This window comes from Terasakiella sp. (assembly GCF_048267425.1).
GTDB lineage: Bacteria > Pseudomonadota > Alphaproteobacteria > Rhodospirillales > Terasakiellaceae > Terasakiella.
This window is the reverse complement of the sequence record NZ_JBLWXN010000002.1, coordinates 568,418-589,284: the sequence shown is the minus strand read 5'-3', so window position 1 is coordinate 589,284 and position 20,867 is coordinate 568,418. Positions and strand designations below refer to the sequence as shown.

General features: G+C 48.3%; 20 protein-coding genes. 9 read left to right on the top strand and 11 right to left on the bottom strand.

Going from position 1 to position 20,867, the window contains the following annotated elements:
- Positions 1-1,224, top strand: a complete 1,224-nt coding sequence (locus ACN0VA_RS05960; protein WP_417820262.1) for a CCA tRNA nucleotidyltransferase — start codon at positions 1-3, stop codon at positions 1,222-1,224.
- Between the two features lie 5 nt (positions 1,225-1,229).
- On the opposite strand, the gene ACN0VA_RS05955 is transcribed toward ACN0VA_RS05960, so the two are convergent.
- The 5 genes from ACN0VA_RS05955 to cobA form a co-directional block, all read right to left on the bottom strand.
- Positions 1,230-3,731 (bottom strand): nitrate- and nitrite sensing domain-containing protein, encoded by a 2,502-nt coding sequence (locus ACN0VA_RS05955; RefSeq protein ID WP_417820261.1) that lies wholly within the window; start codon positions 3,729-3,731, stop codon positions 1,230-1,232.
- Positions 3,732-3,826: 95 nt separating this feature from the next.
- Positions 3,827-5,164 carry a cobyrinate a,c-diamide synthase gene (locus ACN0VA_RS05950; RefSeq protein ID WP_417820260.1) on the bottom strand — a complete coding sequence of 446 codons (1,338 nt, stop codon included), beginning with the start codon at positions 5,162-5,164 and terminating at the stop codon, positions 3,827-3,829.
- The gene (locus ACN0VA_RS05945; protein ID WP_417820259.1) at positions 5,161-5,772 is read right to left on the bottom strand and encodes an SCO family protein; all 612 of its coding nucleotides are present in this window, start codon (positions 5,770-5,772) and stop codon (positions 5,161-5,163) included. Before ACN0VA_RS05945 ends, ACN0VA_RS05950 begins: the two co-directional genes overlap by 4 nt.
- 16 nt (positions 5,773-5,788) lie before the next feature.
- Positions 5,789-6,577 carry a sulfite exporter TauE/SafE family protein gene (locus tag ACN0VA_RS05940; protein WP_417820258.1) on the bottom strand — a complete coding sequence of 263 codons (789 nt, stop codon included), beginning with the start codon at positions 6,575-6,577 and terminating at the stop codon, positions 5,789-5,791.
- 11 nt (positions 6,578-6,588) lie between these two features.
- Positions 6,589-7,368 (bottom strand): uroporphyrinogen-III C-methyltransferase, encoded by a 780-nt coding sequence (gene cobA, locus ACN0VA_RS05935; RefSeq protein WP_417820257.1) that lies wholly within the window; start codon positions 7,366-7,368, stop codon positions 6,589-6,591.
- 62 nt (positions 7,369-7,430) lie between these two features.
- Between cobA and ACN0VA_RS05930 the strand changes: the two genes are divergently transcribed.
- From ACN0VA_RS05930 to ACN0VA_RS05920, 3 genes are all read left to right on the top strand, one after another.
- Positions 7,431-8,492 (top strand): cobalt-precorrin-5B (C(1))-methyltransferase, encoded by a 1,062-nt coding sequence (locus tag ACN0VA_RS05930; protein ID WP_417820256.1) that lies wholly within the window; start codon positions 7,431-7,433, stop codon positions 8,490-8,492.
- Positions 8,482-9,237, top strand: a complete 756-nt coding sequence (locus ACN0VA_RS05925; protein WP_417820255.1) for a cobalt-precorrin-6A reductase — start codon at positions 8,482-8,484, stop codon at positions 9,235-9,237. Before ACN0VA_RS05930 ends, ACN0VA_RS05925 begins: the two co-directional genes overlap by 11 nt.
- A gap of 117 nt (positions 9,238-9,354) precedes the next feature.
- Complete coding sequence (locus ACN0VA_RS05920; RefSeq protein WP_188664579.1) at positions 9,355-9,597, top strand: DUF1127 domain-containing protein; 243 nt, start codon at positions 9,355-9,357, stop codon at positions 9,595-9,597.
- A gap of 15 nt (positions 9,598-9,612) precedes the next feature.
- Here ACN0VA_RS05920 and ACN0VA_RS05915 read toward each other — a convergent pair whose 3' ends face one another.
- Genes ACN0VA_RS05915 through ACN0VA_RS05905 form a run of 3 tightly spaced genes read right to left on the bottom strand, consistent with a single transcriptional unit; the run spans position 9,613 to position 12,166 of the window.
- On the bottom strand, positions 9,613-10,920 hold the full coding sequence (locus ACN0VA_RS05915) for an ATP-binding protein (RefSeq protein ID WP_417820254.1): 1,308 nt from the start codon (positions 10,918-10,920) through the stop codon (positions 9,613-9,615).
- A gap of 19 nt (positions 10,921-10,939) precedes the next feature.
- On the bottom strand, positions 10,940-11,629 hold the full coding sequence (locus ACN0VA_RS05910; protein WP_417820252.1) for a response regulator: 690 nt from the start codon (positions 11,627-11,629) through the stop codon (positions 10,940-10,942).
- Positions 11,630-11,671: 42 nt separating this feature from the next.
- The gene (locus ACN0VA_RS05905; protein ID WP_417820251.1) at positions 11,672-12,166 is read right to left on the bottom strand and encodes a MarR family winged helix-turn-helix transcriptional regulator; all 495 of its coding nucleotides are present in this window, start codon (positions 12,164-12,166) and stop codon (positions 11,672-11,674) included.
- A gap of 125 nt (positions 12,167-12,291) precedes the next feature.
- On the opposite strand from ACN0VA_RS05905, the gene ACN0VA_RS05900 reads away from it, so the two are divergent.
- The gene (locus ACN0VA_RS05900) at positions 12,292-13,194 is read left to right on the top strand and encodes a branched-chain amino acid aminotransferase (protein WP_417820250.1); all 903 of its coding nucleotides are present in this window, start codon (positions 12,292-12,294) and stop codon (positions 13,192-13,194) included.
- Between the two features lie 55 nt (positions 13,195-13,249).
- Here ACN0VA_RS05900 and ACN0VA_RS05895 read toward each other — a convergent pair whose 3' ends face one another.
- On the bottom strand, positions 13,250-13,798 hold the full coding sequence (locus ACN0VA_RS05895; protein WP_417820249.1) for a cysteine hydrolase family protein: 549 nt from the start codon (positions 13,796-13,798) through the stop codon (positions 13,250-13,252).
- A gap of 95 nt (positions 13,799-13,893) precedes the next feature.
- On the opposite strand from ACN0VA_RS05895, the gene ACN0VA_RS05890 reads away from it, so the two are divergent.
- On the top strand, positions 13,894-14,832 hold the full coding sequence (locus ACN0VA_RS05890) for a GlxA family transcriptional regulator (protein ID WP_417820248.1): 939 nt from the start codon (positions 13,894-13,896) through the stop codon (positions 14,830-14,832).
- On the opposite strand, the gene ACN0VA_RS05885 is transcribed toward ACN0VA_RS05890, so the two are convergent.
- Positions 14,822-15,577 carry a substrate-binding periplasmic protein gene (locus ACN0VA_RS05885; protein WP_417820247.1) on the bottom strand — a complete coding sequence of 252 codons (756 nt, stop codon included), beginning with the start codon at positions 15,575-15,577 and terminating at the stop codon, positions 14,822-14,824. The genes ACN0VA_RS05890 and ACN0VA_RS05885 overlap by 11 nt on opposite strands.
- 17 nt (positions 15,578-15,594) lie before the next feature.
- Positions 15,595-17,928 carry an ATP-binding protein gene (locus tag ACN0VA_RS05880; RefSeq protein WP_417820246.1) on the bottom strand — a complete coding sequence of 778 codons (2,334 nt, stop codon included), beginning with the start codon at positions 17,926-17,928 and terminating at the stop codon, positions 15,595-15,597.
- 261 nt (positions 17,929-18,189) lie between these two features.
- On the opposite strand from ACN0VA_RS05880, the gene ACN0VA_RS05875 reads away from it, so the two are divergent.
- From ACN0VA_RS05875 to ACN0VA_RS05865, 3 genes are all read left to right on the top strand, one after another.
- Complete coding sequence (locus tag ACN0VA_RS05875; RefSeq protein WP_417820245.1) at positions 18,190-18,639, top strand: c-type cytochrome; 450 nt, start codon at positions 18,190-18,192, stop codon at positions 18,637-18,639.
- A 24-nt stretch (positions 18,640-18,663) separates the two neighbouring features.
- On the top strand, positions 18,664-19,980 hold the full coding sequence (locus ACN0VA_RS05870; RefSeq protein WP_417820244.1) for a cbb3-type cytochrome c oxidase subunit I: 1,317 nt from the start codon (positions 18,664-18,666) through the stop codon (positions 19,978-19,980).
- Positions 19,981-20,082: 102 nt separating this feature from the next.
- The gene (locus tag ACN0VA_RS05865) at positions 20,083-20,865 is read left to right on the top strand and encodes a CbbQ/NirQ/NorQ/GpvN family protein (RefSeq protein WP_417820243.1); all 783 of its coding nucleotides are present in this window, start codon (positions 20,083-20,085) and stop codon (positions 20,863-20,865) included.
- Positions 20,866-20,867: the final 2 nt, after the last annotated feature.

The window sequence follows — 20,867 nt, the reverse complement described above, 5'->3', positions numbered from 1 at the left end:
ATGTTTGATCTTATTAATCAGGATTGGTTTTGCAATCCTGCCAGCAGACGTGTGATGAATGTTTTGGGCGCGCGTGGTCGTCCGGCCCGTTATGTCGGGGGATGTGTGCGCGATGCCCTTTTGCGAAAGCCGATTAATGATATCGATATCGCAACGCCTGAATTGCCGCAAACTGTTTTGGGTTTGTTGAAAGAGAACGACATTAAGGCGATTGCAACCGGGATCGAGCATGGCACGGTGACGGCGGTCTGTGAGGGGCGTTCTTTTGAAATTACCACATTGCGTTCGGATGTTTCCACCGATGGACGGCGCGCGACGGTTGCCTTTTGTGAAGACTGGTTGGAAGATGCCAAACGGCGCGATTTTACCTTTAACGCCATGAGCCTTGATGCAGACGGAACGCTTTATGATCCGTTTGACGGGCAGGCGGATTTAAAGGCCGGGCGGGTCCGTTTTATTGGGGGGGCGCAAGACCGTATTCGCGAAGATTATCTCCGCCTGCTGCGGTTTTTTCGTTTCAATGCCTACTATGGAAAAACCACCATAGATCCCGAAGGATTGCAAGCCTGCGAAAAACTGGCGGAAGGGTTAAAACAGTTGTCCGGGGAACGGATTTCGCAAGAATTTTTACGATTGCTGGAAGCGCCGCGCCCGGCAAAATGGGTGGATATGATGATCAGGCATGACATTCTTCAAAAGATCATTCCTGATGTTTTGCCGCACCCTCAGCTTGAAATGTTATGTGCCTTCGAAGATCAGCCGGATGGGCTGCGTCGTTTGGCCTGTTTGCTGCCAAATAATCAGGATGTGATGACAGCGGTGGCAAAACGGTTTCGCTTGTCCAAGGCGGCTGAAAAGCGTTTGCGGGCTGCGCGATGTACAGAAAATTTGCTTGACCCGATGAAAGGGCAAGATGAACTGCGATGTTTTCTCTATCGTAACGGGGCGGTTGCGGCGCGTGATCAGTTGTTTTTATATTGGGCGGAAAAAGGGTTCAGCGGTATTGGTCCGCGTGAACAACAGGTCCTTGCCTTGATTGATCGATGGCAGGTTGACCCGGTTATTTTTCCGATACAGGGGGCTGATTTATTGGCCTGTGGTTTCGCAGCCGGACCCCGGATGGGGGCAGTTCTCAAAGAAATAGAAGATTGGTGGTGTGTCGGTGGATGTCGGGCAGAAAAAGAAGACTGCCTGCGTGAAGCTCAACACAGGCAGTCTTTATAAATGTTTTAGGCACTTGCCATGTCTTGAAGGTAGGTTTTGATCTTGTCTTCAAGCTTATGAGTATTATCGGCAACAAGCTTGGCTGAAACGAAAACCTCTTCGGACATACGCCCGGTTTCTTCATTGGCTTGGGCGACACCTTCGATGTTGTTCGAAACATCGCGGGTGCCAGTTGCCGCTTCATTCACATTCTGGCTGATTTCGCGGGTTGCGCTGCCCTGTTGATCAACTGCCGAGCTAACCGTCGTGGTGACATCGTTCATTTCTTCAATTGTCTGCGTGACACCGGCGATGGCTTCGACGGCACGTATGGTGTCGGATTGAATGGTTGTGATTTGACGGGTGATGTCATTGGTTGCTTTGGCAGTCTGGTTTGCCAGGTTCTTCACTTCGGAAGCCACAACGGCAAATCCTTTACCCGCAACACCCGCGCGTGCCGCTTCGATGGTTGCGTTCAGGGCCAGAAGGTTGGTTTGTTCGGCGATATCGGTAATCATTTGAACAACCTCACCAATTTGATGGGCGCCATCTGCCAGACCTTGAATGGTCTGTCTGGCTTGGCGTGCTGTTCCGTTTGCTTGGTTTGCAATGGTGGAAGAATGCACCACTTGGCGGGAAATTTCCTGAATGGAGCTGGAGAGTTCTTCCGCCGCTGCCGCAACCGTTTCCACATTGGATGTGGCTTGGCTGGCTGCAGAAGCAACCGTTGCGGATTGCGAGCGCGATTGTTCTGTGGCGGCAGACATGGATTGTGCGTGGTGTTCCAACTGAGTCGCTGCATCGCCCATCTGTTGTAAGGCAAGGGCCACTTCGTCGCGGAAGATATCAGTCATCTGCAAACGGCGCACGCTTGTGCGTTCGCGAACGGTTTGTTCAATTCCTTGTTTTGCCTGCGCCATGTTTTTACGAATGATGCTTTCCTTGAAACGTTGGATCGAGCGAGCCATTTGGCCAATGGAATCCGATTTGTGGCGTCCGGCAATCATGGTCTCTGTTTGGCCTTCTTCCAGTCGTTCAAGAGAATGACGCAAAGAATTTAACGGAACCACGACACTGCGGATAAGGACGACCATCAAAACAATCAGAACAAACGTAATGAGCAATGCAAAAATGGATAGGCTGATATAGCTGGTATGTGCATTGGATTTTACGCTTTCAGCAGAGTGACGCAATGTCTCTGCCATAAAATCTTCGGTCTTTTTCAAGAGGTTGATTTTTTGTGTAATGGTGTCGAACCATTGTGGTCCGGTAATGGATTTAAGATCGCCCGTGACCTGACTGTCGATAGCAACGGTGCGCATTTCGTTGACCTTATCAATGGCCGGGCCGCTGATGGTCTTATCCATAAAATCGGTAACGGTTGGTGTGGCAAACGAATGGGCAACGTTCATATAGGTATCTTGCACGGCAATCAGGCTGATAAAGTCCTTTAGCAAGGCAGGGCTGAATTGGCCGCTACCGAAACCGGCAGCCCCTTTGGCACGTTCAATCCCGGCGCGTTCTTTACTTTGCAGGAAGTTTACAAATGCCGAGATCTGGTTGGAGAGATCCAGATCACTGGAAATTTTTGACAGGGAGGCAATCGAATTCAGCAAGGCCTTATTAAGGGCGGAATAATATCCGACTTCTTGGGCAACACTAACTTGTTGCGCTGATACTTTTTCACGCCATTGCGGGAGTTCGTCCAACAAGGTGCGAATGCGTTTGATGTCTTTTGTTAATCCGACCCGCTCACCGATTGAGAAAGCTTCGTTGATACGGCTGGCTTTGCTGTCCGTATTCTTGCGTTGTTCACTGACTTCGTCACCGAAAGCCTCTCCCTTGGAGGCCAGAAAACCAGCAGAGGTGCCGCGTTCTTTTTGCAGTTCATGGACCAGGTTTGAAAAGATGTTTGCCATAGAGGACAATTGTTCGATCTTTTCCATTTCCTGCACTGTGGAGCGTTTTTCCAAAACAGCATCACTTGCGAAATAAAGCATGATGGCTAAGGGGATAACGGCAAGGGCAGCAATACGATGGGTGAGTTGGAACTTATCCAAAAAACTTTCTATAAAGGACTGATTGGCATGATCGCTTTCAATCAGACCTACCCGTTCCAGATCGTCGCGCATTTTATAGTCGCTATCGACAATATGGTCGATGAGGCGATCATAAAAGGCATGTAGTAGATCCCGGATGTTTAAGGAATTGGGGTCCGATTTATGAGCCTTTGCAATATTTGTGAAATAGATCAGCGTTTCACTATGGAAACGGATATGTTCTTCACCTTCAGCATTGGGCTGACATTGGCGGATGATATCATTTTCACGGGTGAAATGAATGTCGAGATGCGTAACGGTGCGATCCAGTACATCCTGAATATCATCATGCGATGCGTTGTTTTTTACAAGATTGTTTAATTCGTTAATCAGATCGATTAAGACAATATGGTCTTGATCAATTTCTTCAATACCCAAATTAAACGCACGATCCCACGTGATCAGGATGTCGCCTTCATCCATACGCATAGTTCCCTCCCCAACTATAATTAGAATAAATAAAATGATTTATCCTGTATGCAGAGAGAGTAAAGTAAAAATAATGTTTTGAAAACAGCTATCTTTTAGAACGAATCTATCAAATGAAAGAAGGATGCGAAACAATTATTGCGTGCTAAGCCGGACGGTCCAAGTGTAACCCCGGATGCATTCGTACACTCAAAAAGGGCAGTTCCCTCTTCTTTGATGATGGTGGCATAATGGAATTCATGCCCGCGCAGGCGCTGACCAATGGAGCCGAAAGGGGTATCCGTTTTGCACACAACATCACGATAACCCAGATGAAGCTTACGTTTGGCAAAGGAGGTTTCCAGATCCAGAATGCCTGCCATCTCGTGAGCGCGCCCGTCCCGGTCAGTCAGAACTTTACCTAAGGTCATATAGCCGCCGCATTCCCCAAAAATAAGGGTGCCTTTGTCGTGATGGCTGCGCAAGGCATTTAGGAAATCAGCATTCCCGGCCAGTGTGGTGGCGTAAAGTTCGGGATAGCCGCCGGGCAGATAAATGGCATCACAGGCTTGATCCGGTGTTTCGTCTTTTAACGGGCTGAAAAACGTCAGTTCCGCCCCTGCGTTACGCCAATGTTCCAAAAGAGCAGGGTAGGCAAAAGCATATGCCTTATCTTTGGCAATGGCGATACGTTGTCCAAGCGGGGCGAAGAACGCATTACGTTCACACACACGGGGAATAAAGCTGCTTTCTGCCAATTGAACGAGATTATCCAGATCAATGTGGTCTTCAAGGAAGTCGGCGGACTTGTTTAAAAATTCTTCCAGTTCGGGATGTTCTTCTGCCAGAACAAGGCCGAGGTGGCGTTCGGGTAGGGCAAGTTCGTTTTTACGTGGAACGTAGCCTAAAACCTGAATATGTGGGATATGGGTTTCACAGGCGTTTTTCAGCAGTTGAACGTGTCCCGGACCACCGACTTTGTTGAAGATTACGCCCTTAATATGGACATCTTTGTCAAAGGTTGCAAAGCCGTGGATCAGGGCGGCGGCTGATGCGGCTTGGGCGTTGGCATCAATCACAAGGACCACAGGCCAGCCAGTTCGTCGGGCAATATCGGCAGGACTTCCGTCTTTGTTGGAAGGGGAATTGGCGGGCAGGGTTGCCCCGTCAAACAGGCCCATCACCCCTTCGCACACAATCAGGTCTGATTGATTGGCGAGATTGTCCAACAGGTAATGCAGGCTGTCTTCGCGCATGGCCCAGCCGTCCAGATTGGGGCAAAGGCGTTTTGTTGCCGCCCCATGAAAGGCCGGGTCAATATAATCGGGGCCAACCTTGGCGGATGAAACCGATACGCCTTTACGAGCCAAGGCGCGCAATGTTCCCAATGTAATAAAGGTCTTACCGCTGTTGGAATTGGGGGCTGCGATAATCAGTCCTTTGCCGGTGCTCACTTGATATAGGCTTCCAGTTTTTTCGCCATATCTTCCGGTGAAATACCGTGTGGGAAATGGGTCAGGTATTTACCATCGGGTCCAACCAGATATTGGAACGCGGAATGATCCATTAGATAATCATCTGCTGCTTTGCCGTCTTCGGCGACTTTTTTATAATAGACGCGATAAGCTTTGGCAGCTTTGGCGACTTGCTCGGTTGATCCACTGAGGCCAATCAGGCTTTCATGGAAATGTTTTGTATATTCACCCATGACTTTTGGTGTGTCGCGTTCCGGGTCGATGGTAATGAACAGGGAAACGACTTTGTTCATTTTTTCCTTGGGCAACATATCCAACGCCATCGCGGCTGTTTGAAGGCCTGTTGGGCAGACATCCGGGCAGAATGTATAGCCGAAATTAATAAGTGTGTAGGATCCCAGCAGGTCTTTGTCTGTTACGAGATTACCTTTTGGGTCGACCAGTTCAAACGCACCGCCAATGGCGACTTCGCCGCTGGATTGACTACCGGAATCGTCCATCAATTGTGGCAGGCGCATGGTAATGCCGACAATCAGAAAAATGGCTGCGACCATGAAGTACAATAAAATCCGTGTGCGAGAACCCATTTTCAGACCTTTTCTGTTAGATCACCAATGTATAGGCCAGATAGGCCAAGACACCGGCGTTGATAATCAAAAGCATTGGGGCAAGATCGGTAACGACCTGTTGCCATTTTTGCCCGACGAGATGACCGGCAAACCCGATCGCCATTAAACTCGGCACTGTCCCTAGCGCAAAGGCGGCCATGCCAAACGCACCGGCAACAAAATCCCCTGTCGCCCCGGCAGCCGCCAAGGCACCATATAACAATCCGCAGGGTAAAAAGCCAAGACCGATCCCTAAAAAATAACCGTTTAATCCGGTTGGCTGTGCAAAAAACGGTTTGAGGATTTGTCCCAGTTTATCAGAAAGTGCGCTTTTTTCACGTCGGTTTTGCGTGCCGAAGAAGGGCATGTTGGGGAAGCTGACGCCTAATCTTTTCAGGGCGTAGCCTAAAAAGAAAAGGGCGGCAAACAGCAGTAATCCGGCAGAAATCCATTTCAGACCGCTGAACTGAATGGCCCCTTGGGCGAGTAATCCAACGAAAAAACCCAAGATAATATAAGTTGTCATGCGCCCCAGATGATAAGGCAGCAGCGCCGCCCCGCTGATCCGTTTAAATTCGGACATTTGGGAAAGGGGAATATGTTCCAGTCGGGTGGTGACTTGCGATAAGACAAAAGGGGCACACATGGTGACGCAATGCGTTGCACTTCCGACAAGCCCCGCCATAAATAGGCTGATGAGCAAACTGCCGTTATCTTCGACAACAACTGTGCAATGGGCCAAGCCCGCTTGCAGCATTGTCATAAGAAGCAGTTCAGATTCCATCAGTTTACTACCTAGTTAAAACAATTCATCAATTGCGCCCGGAAACCAACCGTTGGGCCGACAACCATAATGGCAGGTGATCTTACATTAGAGTTTTCTAAATCTAAAGCGCAATTTTCCAAAGTGGTTTCCAGTACTTGTTGCGCAGATGTGGTTGCGTTGGAAATGACAGATATCAATTCATCCGGTTTTCGTCCTGCATTTAACAATTCACGCTGGATTTTATCGATATGTTTAATCGGCATATAAAAGACGATGACGGGGGAACTATCAGCAAGGGCTTTCCAGTTGACGGCGGGAACTTGACCGGATGTATCGTGTCCGGTAACGAAACTGATCACCTGATTGGATTGTCCGTCACTGACCGGAATACCGGCATAGGCACTGCCTGCAATGCCGGCACTGATACCGGGGACGATGCGCACCGGGATGTTTTCTTTTAAAATAGGTAAGGCTTCTTCTGCACCACGGCCAAAAACGAACGGGTCGCCGCCTTTTAAGCGTAAAACCCGTTTGCCTTGCCCCGCCAGTTCAATCAGGCGCTGGGTGATCTCGTGCTGTTTCGGCGATGCCTTACCGCCGCGTTTGCCCATACCTTCCAAAATCGTGTTGGAAGGAGCAAGGGCCAGTATTTCAGGTGCAACCAAGGCATCATGTACAATGACGTCAGCTTGTTGCAACGCGTGATAGGCATAAAGTGTTAAAAGTCTTACATCACCCGGTCCGGCCCCCACCAGCCAGACGCTTCCTGTTTGGAATTCGGGGAATGATATCTGTGTCAAATTTTCCATGTTCTTGTGATACTCCAAAAAGCAGACGATGACAAACCTCAGAAAATGGTTATTTTGTGATTATGGATAAAAAAGAACTCAGAAAAGGATGGACGACAGGTGCCTGTGCAACCGCAGCGGCACGTGCGGCCTATGGTGCGATATTGACAGGTGAATTTTGCGATCCTGTGCAAATCCGCTTGCCCAAAGGCCAGACCCCGTCTTTTTGTCTGAACCGTCAGGGGGTAAATGAACAATCCGCATGGGCTGCGGTGATTAAAGATGCCGGGGATGACCCGGATATCACCCACGGGGCTGAAATTGTCGTGCATGTTGAAAGAGGGAAACCGGGCGACGGCATTGTGTTTAAAAATGGTGCCGGGGTTGGCGTGGTAACGAAACCGGGATTGCCGCTGGCGGTGGGGGAACCGGCGATTAATCCCATGCCGCGTCAGATGATAACGGATAATTTAAATGAAGTTCAAGAAAACCCCGATGTGATCGTCACTATTTCCATTACCAAGGGGGAGGAATTGGCGCAAAAAACCATGAACCCGCGCCTTGGTATTCTTGGTGGTTTGTCGGTTTTGGGGACGACCGGGATCGTGGTGCCTTATTCCTGTGCGGCATGGATCCATTCCATTCATCGCGGTATTGATGTGGCGCGTGCATTGGGGATTGGCCATATGGCGGCAACGACCGGGTCAACGTCTGAAAAAACCGTGGTGGCAAAATATGGGTTTGAAGAAAGTGCGCTGATTGACATGGGAGATTTCGCCGGAGGCGTTTTAAAATATGTCCGACAAAAACCGATTGATAAATTAACCCTATGCGGTGGGTTTGCAAAATTGTGCAAACTGGCACAAGGCGAGATGGATTTGCATTCATCACGATCACGTCTTGATTTTGACCGTCTTGCCCAATGGATGAAAGAAGCCGGTGCCAATGAAGATTTGCAAAATCAAAGCCGCAACGCCAATACGGCTTTGGAAGTTTTGATGCTGGCACTTGACCATAATATTGCGTTGGGAGATTTGGTTGCCTGTCGCGCCAAAGAAGTTGCACAAGCTGTTGTCTCCGGTCATTGTCATATCGAGATCATTGCGATCAATCGTTTTGGAGATATTGTTGGACATGCCGAATAAAAAGTTATTGATTCTTGGGGGCATCAGGGAAGCTGCACAGTTGGCCCAACAGGTCGTTGATGTTTTTGGCAATAAGCTCGAGGTCGTGATTTCCTATGCCGGGGTGACAGGGCACCAGCCGGATTTACCGTGTGAAATTCGTGTCGGCGGTTTCGGGGGGGCATCGGGTCTGATTAATTATCTTAAAGAAAATAATTTTACACATCTGATTGATGCAACCCATCCATTTGCTGAAAAAATATCCATGCATGCCTATGTGGCCGCACAGGATTTGGAAATTCCGTTTTTGATCCTGTGGCGCGATAAATGGCGGGCACAAATTGGGGATCGTTGGTTGGATGTCCCAGATATGGAGGAAGCCGCCCGTCAGGTTGCGGCCTTCGGTGTAAAAACCTTCTTAACGATCGGTGTCAAGGAACTCTCGGCCTTTGACGGTATTGCTGATGTGGCGATGGTTGTCCGTTTGATGAATGAGCCGGCGCAAAAGTTGCCGCTTGCCAATTATGAATGTGTGATTGCACGTCCGCCTTTTTCTGTGGAAGCGGAACGCGAGTTGATCTGTGAGAAGCAGATTCGATTACTCGTTTCCAAAAATAGTGGGGGCGATGCAACGCGTGCAAAGCTGGAAGCTGCCCGTCTGGAGGGTGTTTCTGTGATTATGATACAGCGCCCACCGCAAGAACCAACCGATTATGTCAACCATCCTCGCGAAGCAATTCAATGGCTTAACATGCATGGCGTTTGAGCTATGCAAAGATGGTAATGCTGCAATGCACAAAATATAGTTGCGACTGCGAACAATAGACCCTATCTCTGCGTAATAGGAACTGGAAATATTACAAACAAGAGAGAGACGAGTTCTATGAGTTTACCTTATCCGATTACGTCATACGGTAGCCGCCATGTCGAATTGACAGGTGGATTGCTGACCCGTTTTGAAGACTTTGTCATTGCACAATTCACAAAATTGAAAGAGCGTCACCGCATTCGCTATGAAATGAGCATTATGAGTGACCGTGAATTGAAAGACCTTGGCATGACACGTTCTGATATTGCGCTGCTTGCAGATGGCAAGTTCAACGCTATTCAGGATCAGCGTCGCTAAAGAATAGCGCGTTTTCTAAACTGGAAAACGCAAGCGTGCACGCAGACCGCCTTGTGGGGAGGTTGTAAGTTGAATATCTCCCCCATGTGCGCGCACAACATCACGGACAATGGACAGACCAAGGCCAACTCCGCCTGTTTGGATATTGCGTGATTTATCAAGTCGAAAGAAAGGTTTGAAAACCTCTTCGCGCATATCTTCGGGGATGCCGGGGCCATTATCGTCAACGCTCACTTCAACACTATCGTTACGCAGCTCAATACTCAACCAGATATGAGTGCCGTATCTCCCCGCATTTTCCACTAAGTTTGTTACACATCGTTTGAATGCATTGGGCCGAACTTGCAGGTAAATATCCTCGGTGCTTTGATAGTCGATGGGGATATCTTTGCGTTTTATGCCTTGTGCAACGGATGCTAGAATTTGTGAAATATTAGTGTCTTCGGGTTCTTCCTCGCCTTCGCCGCGCACAAAATCCAGATAGCCTTCCAACATGTGCTCCATTTCCTGAATATCGTCGCGTAAATCTTTAATGTCCTCTTCCTCACCCATCATGGCAAGTTGCAGTTTCATGCGGGTTAAAGGGGTGCGCAAGTCATGGGAGACACCGGCCAGCATATGTGTGCGTTGTTCAATTTGGCGTTCAATCCGGGCTTTCATTTTTAAAAAAGCGGTTGCCGCCTGTCGAACTTCGCGTGCCCCTTCAGGTTTGAAACGTTCAACATTTTGGCGCTTCCCAAAGGCGTCGGCTGCTTGTGCCAGTCGCCGGATGGGGCGGACCTGGTTGCGCATGAAAATAATAGCAACACCAAACAACAGCATGGAACTGCCGACCATCCATAAGACAAAAACATAGGTTGTTGAACTGAACAGGCGTTTGCGTAGGGCCGTGACGGATAATACACCATCACTGAGTTGCACTTCGATGGTCAGGGTCTTTTTATCCGCGGGTGCAAGAATGTGGTAGGGCAAGCCAACCCGTTCATCCAGTGCAGAGAGTAAAAAGGGATCGGGAATACTGCCTTCTACGATATTTTCATTGTTGGCGAGGATTTCGCCTTTGCGCAAACTGGCCGCCATATTGAAACGTTGTCTGGAAATAAGAAACGTACGTGCCAGTCCGTCTTCGTCGGGATCGTTGCGGATCATATCGACAAGGGCACCGACATCACCGGCCAGACCGCGTGCCAGATATTTGGAAACCTTGTCCCAATGGGCTTCGTAGAAAATGAAGGCCGAAATGACTTGTAGCAGGACCAGCGGAACCACCAAAATCATCAGGGAGCGCCCCAAGAGGCTGCGTGGCAATATTTTCTTGATCATTGTGTCCATGATGTTTGATTTAACTTGGTCGCAGGACGTAGCCTTGCCCACGGACTGTTTGCAGATAACGCGGCATTTTTGGGTCGATTTCGATTTTACGGCGCAGGCGTGTGACCTGTACATCAATGGTTCGATCGTTTCCGGCAATACCAGAAAGTTCTGCCAGTTGTTCCCGGCTGAGGACTTTATTTTCGTTTTCTGCCAGAATAACAAGCAAGCTGGCTTCGGATGCGGTTAAATGTATTTGCGTGCCGTTGCGGCTCAGGATATGGCGTTGACTGTCAAAGACCAAGGCGCCAAGTTGGATCAAGCCTGTCTGGTCTTGCGGTGTGCTGCGTACGACGCGTTTTAAAATATTGTTGATGCGTAAAACCAGTTCGCGCGGTTCAAACGGTTTGGTCAGGTAATCTTCTGCCCCGCATTCCAAGCCGGAAATGCGATCTTCGCCTTCGCTCATGGCCGTGAGCATCAAGACAGGTGTGTCGTTGGATGAGCGGAAATCACGGGCAAAGTCCAGGCCGCTTTCTCCCGGCATCATCAAATCCAGCACAATCAGGTCGAATTCCAACAATCCCAATTTATTGCGGGCATCTTGTGCGTCTTGCGCGATACTGACGTTAAAACCGTTTTCACTGAGAAATTTTTTCAGTAATCGGCGCAAACGTTCGTCATCATCGACAACGAGAATATGAGGTTGTTCGTTCATCATGGGCGACAGTATGCCACCGCACCGCGCCCGTTTAAATCAAAATCAATCCTGTAGATCGTCATTGAGTTGGGCAAACCGTTCTTTTTCGTCTGTGATACCCATCAAGACCTTGCGAAAACCGTCAACGGCATCGGCCCCGGCCAAACGATAAGCCTCGGCAATGCGGCGACTTTGGCTTTTTGAAAGCTGCTGTTCCAGCTTCTGACCTTTGGTTGTCAGGTACAACAGGCGTTGGCGGCGGTCATTTACGCCTGTACGTTGTTCGATGAAGCCTTCATCGACCAACTGGCTGAGGACGCGCGATAGACTTTGTTTTGTAATGGAGAGAATGTGTAGCAGGTCTTTTACCGACATACCGGGTTCACGCCCGACAAAATAAATGACACGGTGATGGGCGCGCCCAAAATTATACGATTCGAGGATATCGTCCGCCTCCCCGGTAAAATCACGGTAGGCGAAAAAGAGAAGTTCCATCGCGAGACGAAGTTCTTCTTCTCGCAAAAACAAAGGATTGGCACGTCTTTTGATATCGGACATTTTTCAAATTATTTTAAACTACGTCAGTAATGTTGACATATATGCCAGAACGAGCTAATAGTGGCAACATCATTTATGCAAAACCCTGCATAAAAGCAACTTTGTTACAAAAGAAGAGAAAAACCATGTCCAACCTTTCGTTTGACGACCGTGACGGTACGATCTGGCATGATGGCGAAATGATTCCTTGGCGCGATTCCAAGGTTCATGTTCTTTCCCATGCCCTGCACTATGGATCTTCTGTTTTTGAGGGTATCCGCGTATATGGCGGGAAAATCTTCAAATTGACGGAACATAGTCAGCGTCTCGTTGAATCTGCCAAAATCCTCGGTTTTAAAATTCCCTATACTGTGGAAGAAATTGATGCGGCGACTCAAAAGGTGGTGGACGAAAACAATATTGTGGATGGTTACATCCGTCCGGTTGCCTGGCGTGGTTCTGAAATGATGGGTGTTTCTGCACAGAAAAACACCATCCATCTGGCAATTGCCGCATGGGAATGGCCGTCTTATTTCGACCCGGAAGCCCGCATGAAAGGCATTCGTCTGGATAACGCGATTTATCGCCGCCCGAACCCGGAAACAGCACCGAGTCGTTCCAAGGCAGCTGGCCTTTATATGATCTGTACACTGTCCAAGCATGCTGCGGAAGACCGTGGCTATCACGACGCGATGATGCTGGATTGGCGTGGACAGGTTGCCGAAGCAACCGGTGCCAATATTTTCTTTGTGAATAAAGCGGGTGAAATCCACACACCGACACCGGATTGTTTCCTGGACGGGATTACCCGTCGTACCGTGATCGGTCTGGCAAAAGACCGTGGGTATAAAATCGTTGAACGTGTGATCATGCCGGACGAGTTGGGTGATTTTGAAGAATGCTTCCTGACAGGGACAGCGGCAGAAGTCACCCCGGTTGCTGAAATCGGTGAATATAAATTTACACCGGGCGATATTTCACGCCAACTGGTGGAAGATTATGATCGTACCGTTCGCGGTCAGGCGTTGGAAAAAATCAACGCCGCTTAAGAACATGATCTGATTATGAAAAAAGGCCTCGTCCGTGTAGACGAGGCCTTTTTTATTACGCGCTGAGAAAGTCCTCAGTCGATAAAATACGGGCATAACTCATGCCAAGTGCCGCCATGAAAGAGGCATGCACCTGTGGGGCGGGCACGGTTTCCCCCTTGAACGTCAGGGCACGTGCGGCGCAGGCATCCTCAATGACCGTTACGGTGAAACCGAAATCGACCGCAGCGCGGGTTGTGGCTTCCACGCACATTTGGCTCATTGCGCCGCAGACGATTAAAGAATCGATGTTTTGAGCTTTTAAGTTTTCCAGTAACGTGGTTTCGAAAAAACTGTTGGGGCGATGCTTTAAAATAACGCTTTCGCCCGCTTGTGGGGCGACGCTGGCACGAATTTGTGCGCCATCTGTATCCGGTAAAAAGAATGGGGCGTTTTTAGCAAGGCTTTCGTGACGAATGTGAAAGATCGAGGAACCCGCTTGACGGAAGTTCTCCAAAAGCATTTTCGCATTTTGGGCAGCCTGTTCCATTTCATGCAATTCAAAGGCACCGTTTGGGAAATAGTCATTTTGAATATCAATGAGGATAAGAGCAGTTTTTGTCATTGTGATCTCCTGAATTATGAACGGTGTTGATTATTCAGCGATTTGAAAAGAAATGAAATTGGCGAAAATGACATTTTTTATGCTATATTCGCCAAATGAAAGAGATATCTCGTAAAACGTCAATTGCAATTTTCGCCTATCCCGATGTTCAGCAGGCGGCTGTTTTGGGACTGGCTGATTTATTTGAGGTCGCAAATCGCAATAGTGCAGCGCAGGCCGGAGGGCAGTTGGATGTTCGTATTCTTTCGGTAGATGATCTTAAAAAACGGGACCTTCCCTTTTGTGACACAATCATATTGCCACCGAGTTTATCGCGAAATCGTCGTTATGATGATCAAGGGATACTTGATTGGATCAAGGCAGAGCATGGGCAAGGCGCAACGGTTTGTTCCATATGCGCCGGGGCGTTCTGGTTGGGGGCCTGCGGACTTTTGGATGGGCGTCCGGTCACAACCCACTGGTTACTGGAAGAAGATTTGCAGCACCAGTTTCCAAAGGCTGTGGTTAATAGTGAGCGCATTTTAATTGACGATTATGATATCGTCAGTGCCGGGGGTCTCATGGCATGGGTTGATTTAGGATTATTTGTGGTGACCCGTTATTTGGGACAGCAAATCACGAGTGCAACCGCACGCCATTTATTGATTGATCCCAGTGGGCGCGAACAAAAAAATTATCGCAGTTTTCGTCCGGTTTTGAATCACGGGGATCCTTACATTTTATCGGTACAGCACGCTTTGGAAAAAAACTACGCCGATCAGGTGAGCGTGGAAGGTCTTGCGGGGCAAGCCCGTATGTCGTCGCGGACGTTCTTGCGACGCTTCAAGGCGGCGACAGGAATAACCCCAACGATTTATCTGCAAAACTTACGGATAGAAAAAGCCCGCGGCTTATTGGAACGCACACGTTTGCCCATCAGCGAGGTCGCTTGGCGCGTCGGATACAAAGATCCATCGGCTTTTAGTCGGGTTTTCAAAGAGATAACCGGCTTGAAGGCAGGTAGGTATCGTGAGCGTTTTAGTATTAATTCATAACCGGTGTTATATCCGGTGCATTGAGGAATTCTTCTTTATCCAATGTCTTGGCGATTTCTTCGAGGCGTGCCATGACGTTTTCTGCATCCGGGTAGCTTTTATGTAAAATCAAATAGACGTTGGTCTTCTTTAGTGTACTAAAGGCGATATCCTCAATCGGGGATTTTTCAAGAATTTCTGCTGCAGGAAAGGCATAGTCCAGAACATAATCGGCACGTCCGTTTGAGAACATAGAAAAGGCAGCACTATGATTCGGAGCGGGATAATTCTGAATTTGATTTTCTTTTTCCTGAATGTATTTCAGCGTCCCGGCATAACTATATCCACGGATGGTAATCACGCTTTTTCCATTCAAATCTTCCAGCGCTGAGATGATGGGCGTTTCTTTTCTATGAAAGACACGAATTTCAACGACGGCAACCGGGTCTTTGCTGACCAGGCAACAGTTCCGCAAAATCGAAGGGGCATTAACCAGCATGGAAAATTTGGACACCCCTTCACGAAGGTTTGCAAACATACGTTTGGCGGGATAATCCTTTGCTTGCCAAGGAATGCCGGCTTTTTCAAATAAAGGTTGGGCAAGCCGGACCAGTGGGTTTTTTAATTTCCCATCGGCATCACGTTGTGTGGTCCAAACAGAAATGTCCGGGTAGGCATATTCAATCTTTTCTGGCGCTGCTTGTGCATCCAGCCAGACGATTGCGTTGCAAAATGAAGCGATCAGGATCAACCTTAAAAACAACATGTTAGTCTTCTCCCCCTTTATGCAGTCAGCACTGAATTAACCGTTTTAATCAAGGCCACTATATCTACAGGTTTGGTCAGGAAACTTTGGAATCCCTCTTCTATGCCGCGCCGGATGGTGTCCGGATGGACATTGGCGCTGAGGGCAAAGACAGGAATATCTTTTGTTTCTTCTTGTCGTTTCAAAATATTTAAGGCCTGAAACCCATCCATACCGGGTAGATTCAGGTCCATGAGAATAAGGTCAAGTTGGTTTGTCGATGCCAGCTCAAGACCTTCTTCAGCGGTCTGGGCTTCTAAAAGTTCAGCTTGATCGAATTTGTCGAAGATTTCCCTGACCAACATCATATTTTCGGGATTATCTTCCACATAAAGAACCCGGCAAGGCAGGAGTTCCAGCCTTTGATTGTTCAGGGAAAAAGCGATTGTGGCTTCTTGATGCTGAACGGGGCTGGCTTGAACGACTTCAAATTCGAACCAGAATGTACTGCCGACACCGGGGGTACTTTCAACACCGATTTGCCCCTGCATCAGATGAACCAATTTTTGGGAAATAGACAGGCCGACACCCGTTCCTTCTGTGTCTGTCGTCTCAGCTCCGAGGCGATTAAAGGGGGTGAAAAGCTGATCAATTTGATCCGATGTTAATCCGTTGCCGGTGTCCGTAACCTTGATGCGCAACCAACGTTTCTTTTCAACGCTGAGCGATATTTCCACGCGGCCTTGCGGGCGGTTATATTTAATTGCATTAAAGCATAAATTCATCAGAACCTGACTGAAGCGTGTCACGTCTGCGATGATTTGTACGTCTGGTGGGACGTTATCGTAGTTTGTGGAAATGCTGACTTCGTAGTCCCGGGCGGCGGCTTCCAACAAGTCGATATTGTCGTTTATGGTATCGATCGGGGAAATCACTTCCATATCAAGATTGATTTTTCCGGCTTCCACTTTTGAAAGGTCGAGGATTTCATTAATCAGGGTTAGCAAATGATTGCTGGCACCGAGAATTTGATCGACATATAGGGCTTGTTGTTTATCAAGGGCTTTTTTCGGGTTCATAACCAAAAGCTGTGCAAAACCTAGGATGCCGTTGAGCGGGGTGCGTAATTCATGGCTCATACTGGAGATGAATTCGCTTTTCGCCTTGCTGGCCACATCGGCCTTTTCTTTGGCTTTTTGCAGTTGTTCCTGATAGTGAACCTGATCGGTCACGTCACGCGCTGCCCCGCGATAGCCCATAAATTGATTGTTGGTATCATAGTAGGGACGCCCGCTGAGTTCGATGACGCGTATCTGTCCGTTACGGGTTTTTAAACGATAGCGGAAATCTTCAAGCGGCAATTCATTCCTGAGGATTTCGTCGTAGGCCTGCCATATATCAGGTTCATAATCGGGCGAGAGATAAGCCGCAAGGGCATGGCGCTGCTTGCCTAGAATATCTTCTTGTGAAAGGCCAGTGACTTCATAGCAACGGCTGGATACATAGGTGAAACAGTGGTTTTCACCTGTTTCCCAAAACCAGTCGGAGGCCGATTCTGCGATATCGCGCAAGCGTTGTTCGCTGTTTTTGAGGGATTGTTGAACGTATTCGCGTTCGACGATTTCCTGGCTCAGGTGTTGGGTGCGTTCATGGACGCGCAATTCCAACTGGGAATTGATGGTCTGGACTTCTTCATAGGCATGTTGCAGGCTTTTATTAGTCTCGGCCAATGTGTTGAATGTCGCGCGCAGTTTGTCGCCCATATGGTCAAAGCTTTTGCGCAGAGACTGAATTTCATCATCTTTGGGATCGTGTTCGTAAAGCCCGTCAATATCCGATTGTGCCAACTCCTGTGTGATACTTTCTACTTTTTCTGCAAGGGCGCCCAACCTGCGTGCAACCAAGCGATAGAAGATGGCAAACATAAACAGGGCGACAAAGAACGTTTTGACGCCGTTGCTTAATAAAATGCCGAGTGCTTTTGAAAAAACGCGTTCGTAAATTTGATCAAGGCTGGCAACAACGTTGAGGCTCCCAATGTTTACCTGTTCACCGCGTTTATCGTAAATCAGGGGATAGGCGCGTTCGATCACATGTTCGGATTTTTTGGCGCCGGCTTCCCAGGCGCTTTTTCCATTCTCGGTTTTGACGACCACATGCTCAATATTGCGCAGATTTACCAAGCCTTCTAAGGATAAAAGAATTTGTTCTTCATCGAAGCTCCAGACGCTACCTGAAATTGTCGGGACGTTCACGGTAACGCTGTTGAGTGTGACGTCCAGATCATTGCGTTGCTCGGTATAATCTACAAATAACTGTATTGCAGTTATGAAAAAGGTAATCAAAGAGCTGAACGCAATGATAAGCGTCATCAGCTTTTTTCCGATTTTATTTCCTTTTTTCAAATACGAAGCCATCTTGTGAACGTGTCTCTGAGTAACGAACGTGATTTTTATAAGATGATAGGGGAGGATAAAACGAAAAGATAGTGTTTATCTTGCCTTAAATGGTCAAACGATGTGAGTTTTGACCAACCTCAATTACCTATCAGGCAGGCTTAGTTAGATTTCAGCATAGGTTGAAGTTGTACCTGAGGGGGCGCTTCCGCCATATTGTGTTTGATGGAGATTAAAATGAAAGACCGCTTAACGATTAGTGCGGCTCGAAACATTTTCTTCGGGGGAACAATTTTCTTCTTTGCGATTTTCACTTTGTTGGTCGTCCAATCTGTTATGTTTGTTGACGAATCCTCAAAGCCGGAAAATCTGAACGAGAAGATCGCCCTTGGGAAAGAAGTTTGGGAACGGCATTCTTGTGTTAACTGTCACAGCTTGCTTGGTGAAGGCGCTTATTTCGCACCGGAACTGGGTAACGTTTGGGTTCGTCGTGGTGGACGCGATGACGCCGAAGGGGCAGCCGATTTCATTAAGGAATGGATGAAAGCCATGCCCACAGGTGTTGAAGGCCGCCGCCAAATGCCGCAGTTTAACTTGACGGAAGAAGAACTGGACGGGCTGGTTGAATTTTTCAAATGGACCAGTGAAATCAATACCCAAAACTGGCCGCCGAATGACGCGGGCTAATGGGTGAAAGCTGAGGACATTATTATGAAATATCAATCTCAAAAAGTGGCACTTTACTACTTTACGGGTGCCCTCGTTTTGTTCGTTGCCCAGGTGCTGTTCGGCTTGTTAGCCGGTGCCGTCTATGTGGTTCCGAACATGTTGGCAGACGTTCTGCCGTTTAACGTAATTCGTATGGTTCACACCAACGCGCTGATCGTATGGCTATTGATGGGCTTTATGGGTGCAGCTTACTATCTGGTTCCGGAAGAAGCGGAAACAGAATTGCACAGCACCAAATTGGCGATCATTCAGTTCTGGGCGTTCTTCCTGGGCGCTGCTGCGATCGTGGTTAGCTACCTGTTGGGTAACCACGGTGGTCGTGAATTCCTTGAGCAGCCGCTCTGGGGTAAAATCGCGATTGTTATCGTTGCGCTTATTTTCCTGTTCAACCTGACAATGACAGTGTTGAAAGGTCGTAAAACAGCCGTTTCTTTGGTGCTGTTGGTCGGTCTTTGGGGTGTTGCAGTATTCTTCCTGTTCGCTTTCTACAACCCGGTAAACCTCGTACTGGACAAAATGTTCTGGTGGTGGGTTGTTCACCTGTGGGTAGAAGGTGTTTGGGAATTGATCATGGCATCAATCCTGGCCTTCTTGATGATCAAGCTGACCGGTGTTGACCGTGAAGTTGTGGAAAAATGGTTGTACCTGATCGTATCTTTGACATTGTTCACTGGTATCTTGGGTACAGGTCACCACTACTACTGGATCGGGACTCCGGGTTACTGGCAGTGGATCGGTTCCATCTTCTCTACTTTGGAAGTTGTTCCGTTCTTTGCGATGGTCGTCTTTACTTTCTACATGGTTTACAAAGGTGGTCGCGACCACCCGAACAAAGCAGCTCTGCTGTGGGCTTTGGGTTGTGCTGTTATGGCCTTCTTCGGTGCTGGTGTATGGGGCTTCCTGCATACATTAAGCGGCGTAAACTACTATACTCACGGTACGCAGATTACAGCTGCACACGGTCACTTGGCATTCTATGGCGCTTACGTCATGGTTAACATTGCCATCATGACTTATGCATTGCCGAACCTGCTGGGCCGTTCACCTTACAACCAAATGCTCAACATGTGGGGCTTCTGGATCACTACTTCTGCGGTTTCGTTCATGACATTCGTTCTGACGTTCGCTGGTACGGTCCAAACTCACCTGCAACGTGTTTTGGGTGAAGGTTTCATGGACGTACAAGATCAACTTGGTCTGTTCTACATGATGCGTCTGGGCTCTGGTGTTGTTGTGGTACTTGGTGCGGTTATTATCGTCGTATCACTGCTGCTGCCGGGCAAAGAGAAACAGGCATAATTCTGCCATTCTCTTAAGGTAAATGGGGGGCTATAGGGTTGTATTATCAACCTTATGGCCCTTCTTTTTGGAAAAATGTTAACAATAGAAAAAGCTAATATCATGACAAAATCCATCCCACATTACGTCGAAGCATCCAATGAATGTACCCTGTTTGAACAGGCATTTAAAAATAAGCTCCCTCTTTTGCTCAAAGGGCCGACTGGGTGCGGGAAAACCCGTTTCGTCAGCCATATGGCTGCGCGACTCGGTTTGCCGCTCTATACGGTATCTTGTCATGACGATTTAACGGCGGCGGATTTAACTGGACGTTACCTGCTGAAAGGCGGGGATACGGTTTGGACAGATGGTCCTTTGACCCGCGCCGTGCGTGAAGGCGGGATTTGTTATCTGGATGAAGTCGTGGAAGCGCGCAAAGACGTAACCGTTGTTTTGCACCCCTTGACGGATGATCGCCGTGTTTTGCCTTTGGATCGTACCGGTGAAGAATTGGTTGCACCGGATAACTTTATGTTGGTTGTCTCTTATAACCCCGGTTACCAGAATGTGATGAAATCCTTGAAACCCAGTACGCGACAGCGTTTTCTCGGTGCCGAGTTTGATTTCCCGGAACTGGAACTGGAAACAAAAATTATTGCGGGGGAAAGTGGTCTGGAAGAAGATCGCGTGCGTCCGCTGGTTCGTTTGGCCAATAAATTGCGTGAAATGAAGGGACAGGACCTTGAAGAAGGGGTGTCTACACGTTTGGTCGTTTATTGCGCAAGCTTGATTAAAGCAGGTATGTCAGTTGATGAAGCGGTTTTACATGCGATGATCGAGCCTTTGACCGATGAACCCGACGTGAAGGAAGGCTTGTTGGAAGTCGTTCGCGTCACATTCGGATAAAA

Bases quoted from the DNA above. Each gene is read 5' to 3' on its own strand.
- ACN0VA_RS05960 (WP_417820262.1), top strand. From the start codon at position 1: ATGTTTGATCTTATTAATCAGGATTGGTTTTGCAATCCTGCCAGCAGA.
- ACN0VA_RS05955 (WP_417820261.1), bottom strand. From the start codon at position 3,731: ATGCGTATGGATGAAGGCGACATCCTGATCACGTGGGATCGTGCGTTT.
- ACN0VA_RS05945 (WP_417820259.1), bottom strand. From the start codon at position 5,772: ATGGGTTCTCGCACACGGATTTTATTGTACTTCATGGTCGCAGCCATT.
- ACN0VA_RS05940 (WP_417820258.1), bottom strand. From the start codon at position 6,577: ATGGAATCTGAACTGCTTCTTATGACAATGCTGCAAGCGGGCTTGGCC.
- cobA (WP_417820257.1), bottom strand. From the start codon at position 7,368: ATGGAAAATTTGACACAGATATCATTCCCCGAATTCCAAACAGGAAGC.
- ACN0VA_RS05930 (WP_417820256.1), top strand. From the start codon at position 7,431: ATGGATAAAAAAGAACTCAGAAAAGGATGGACGACAGGTGCCTGTGCA.
- ACN0VA_RS05925 (WP_417820255.1), top strand. From the start codon at position 8,482: ATGCCGAATAAAAAGTTATTGATTCTTGGGGGCATCAGGGAAGCTGCA.
- ACN0VA_RS05920 (WP_188664579.1), top strand. From the start codon at position 9,355: ATGAGTTTACCTTATCCGATTACGTCATACGGTAGCCGCCATGTCGAA.
- ACN0VA_RS05915 (WP_417820254.1), bottom strand. From the start codon at position 10,920: ATGATCAAGAAAATATTGCCACGCAGCCTCTTGGGGCGCTCCCTGATG.
- ACN0VA_RS05910 (WP_417820252.1), bottom strand. From the start codon at position 11,629: ATGATGAACGAACAACCTCATATTCTCGTTGTCGATGATGACGAACGT.
- ACN0VA_RS05905 (WP_417820251.1), bottom strand. From the start codon at position 12,166: ATGTCCGATATCAAAAGACGTGCCAATCCTTTGTTTTTGCGAGAAGAA.
- ACN0VA_RS05900 (WP_417820250.1), top strand. From the start codon at position 12,292: ATGTCCAACCTTTCGTTTGACGACCGTGACGGTACGATCTGGCATGAT.
- ACN0VA_RS05895 (WP_417820249.1), bottom strand. From the start codon at position 13,798: ATGACAAAAACTGCTCTTATCCTCATTGATATTCAAAATGACTATTTC.
- ACN0VA_RS05890 (WP_417820248.1), top strand. From the start codon at position 13,894: ATGAAAGAGATATCTCGTAAAACGTCAATTGCAATTTTCGCCTATCCC.
- ACN0VA_RS05885 (WP_417820247.1), bottom strand. From the start codon at position 15,577: ATGTTGTTTTTAAGGTTGATCCTGATCGCTTCATTTTGCAACGCAATC.
- ACN0VA_RS05880 (WP_417820246.1), bottom strand. From the start codon at position 17,928: ATGACGCTTATCATTGCGTTCAGCTCTTTGATTACCTTTTTCATAACT.
- ACN0VA_RS05875 (WP_417820245.1), top strand. From the start codon at position 18,190: ATGAAAGACCGCTTAACGATTAGTGCGGCTCGAAACATTTTCTTCGGG.
- ACN0VA_RS05870 (WP_417820244.1), top strand. From the start codon at position 18,664: ATGAAATATCAATCTCAAAAAGTGGCACTTTACTACTTTACGGGTGCC.
- ACN0VA_RS05865 (WP_417820243.1), top strand. From the start codon at position 20,083: ATGACAAAATCCATCCCACATTACGTCGAAGCATCCAATGAATGTACC.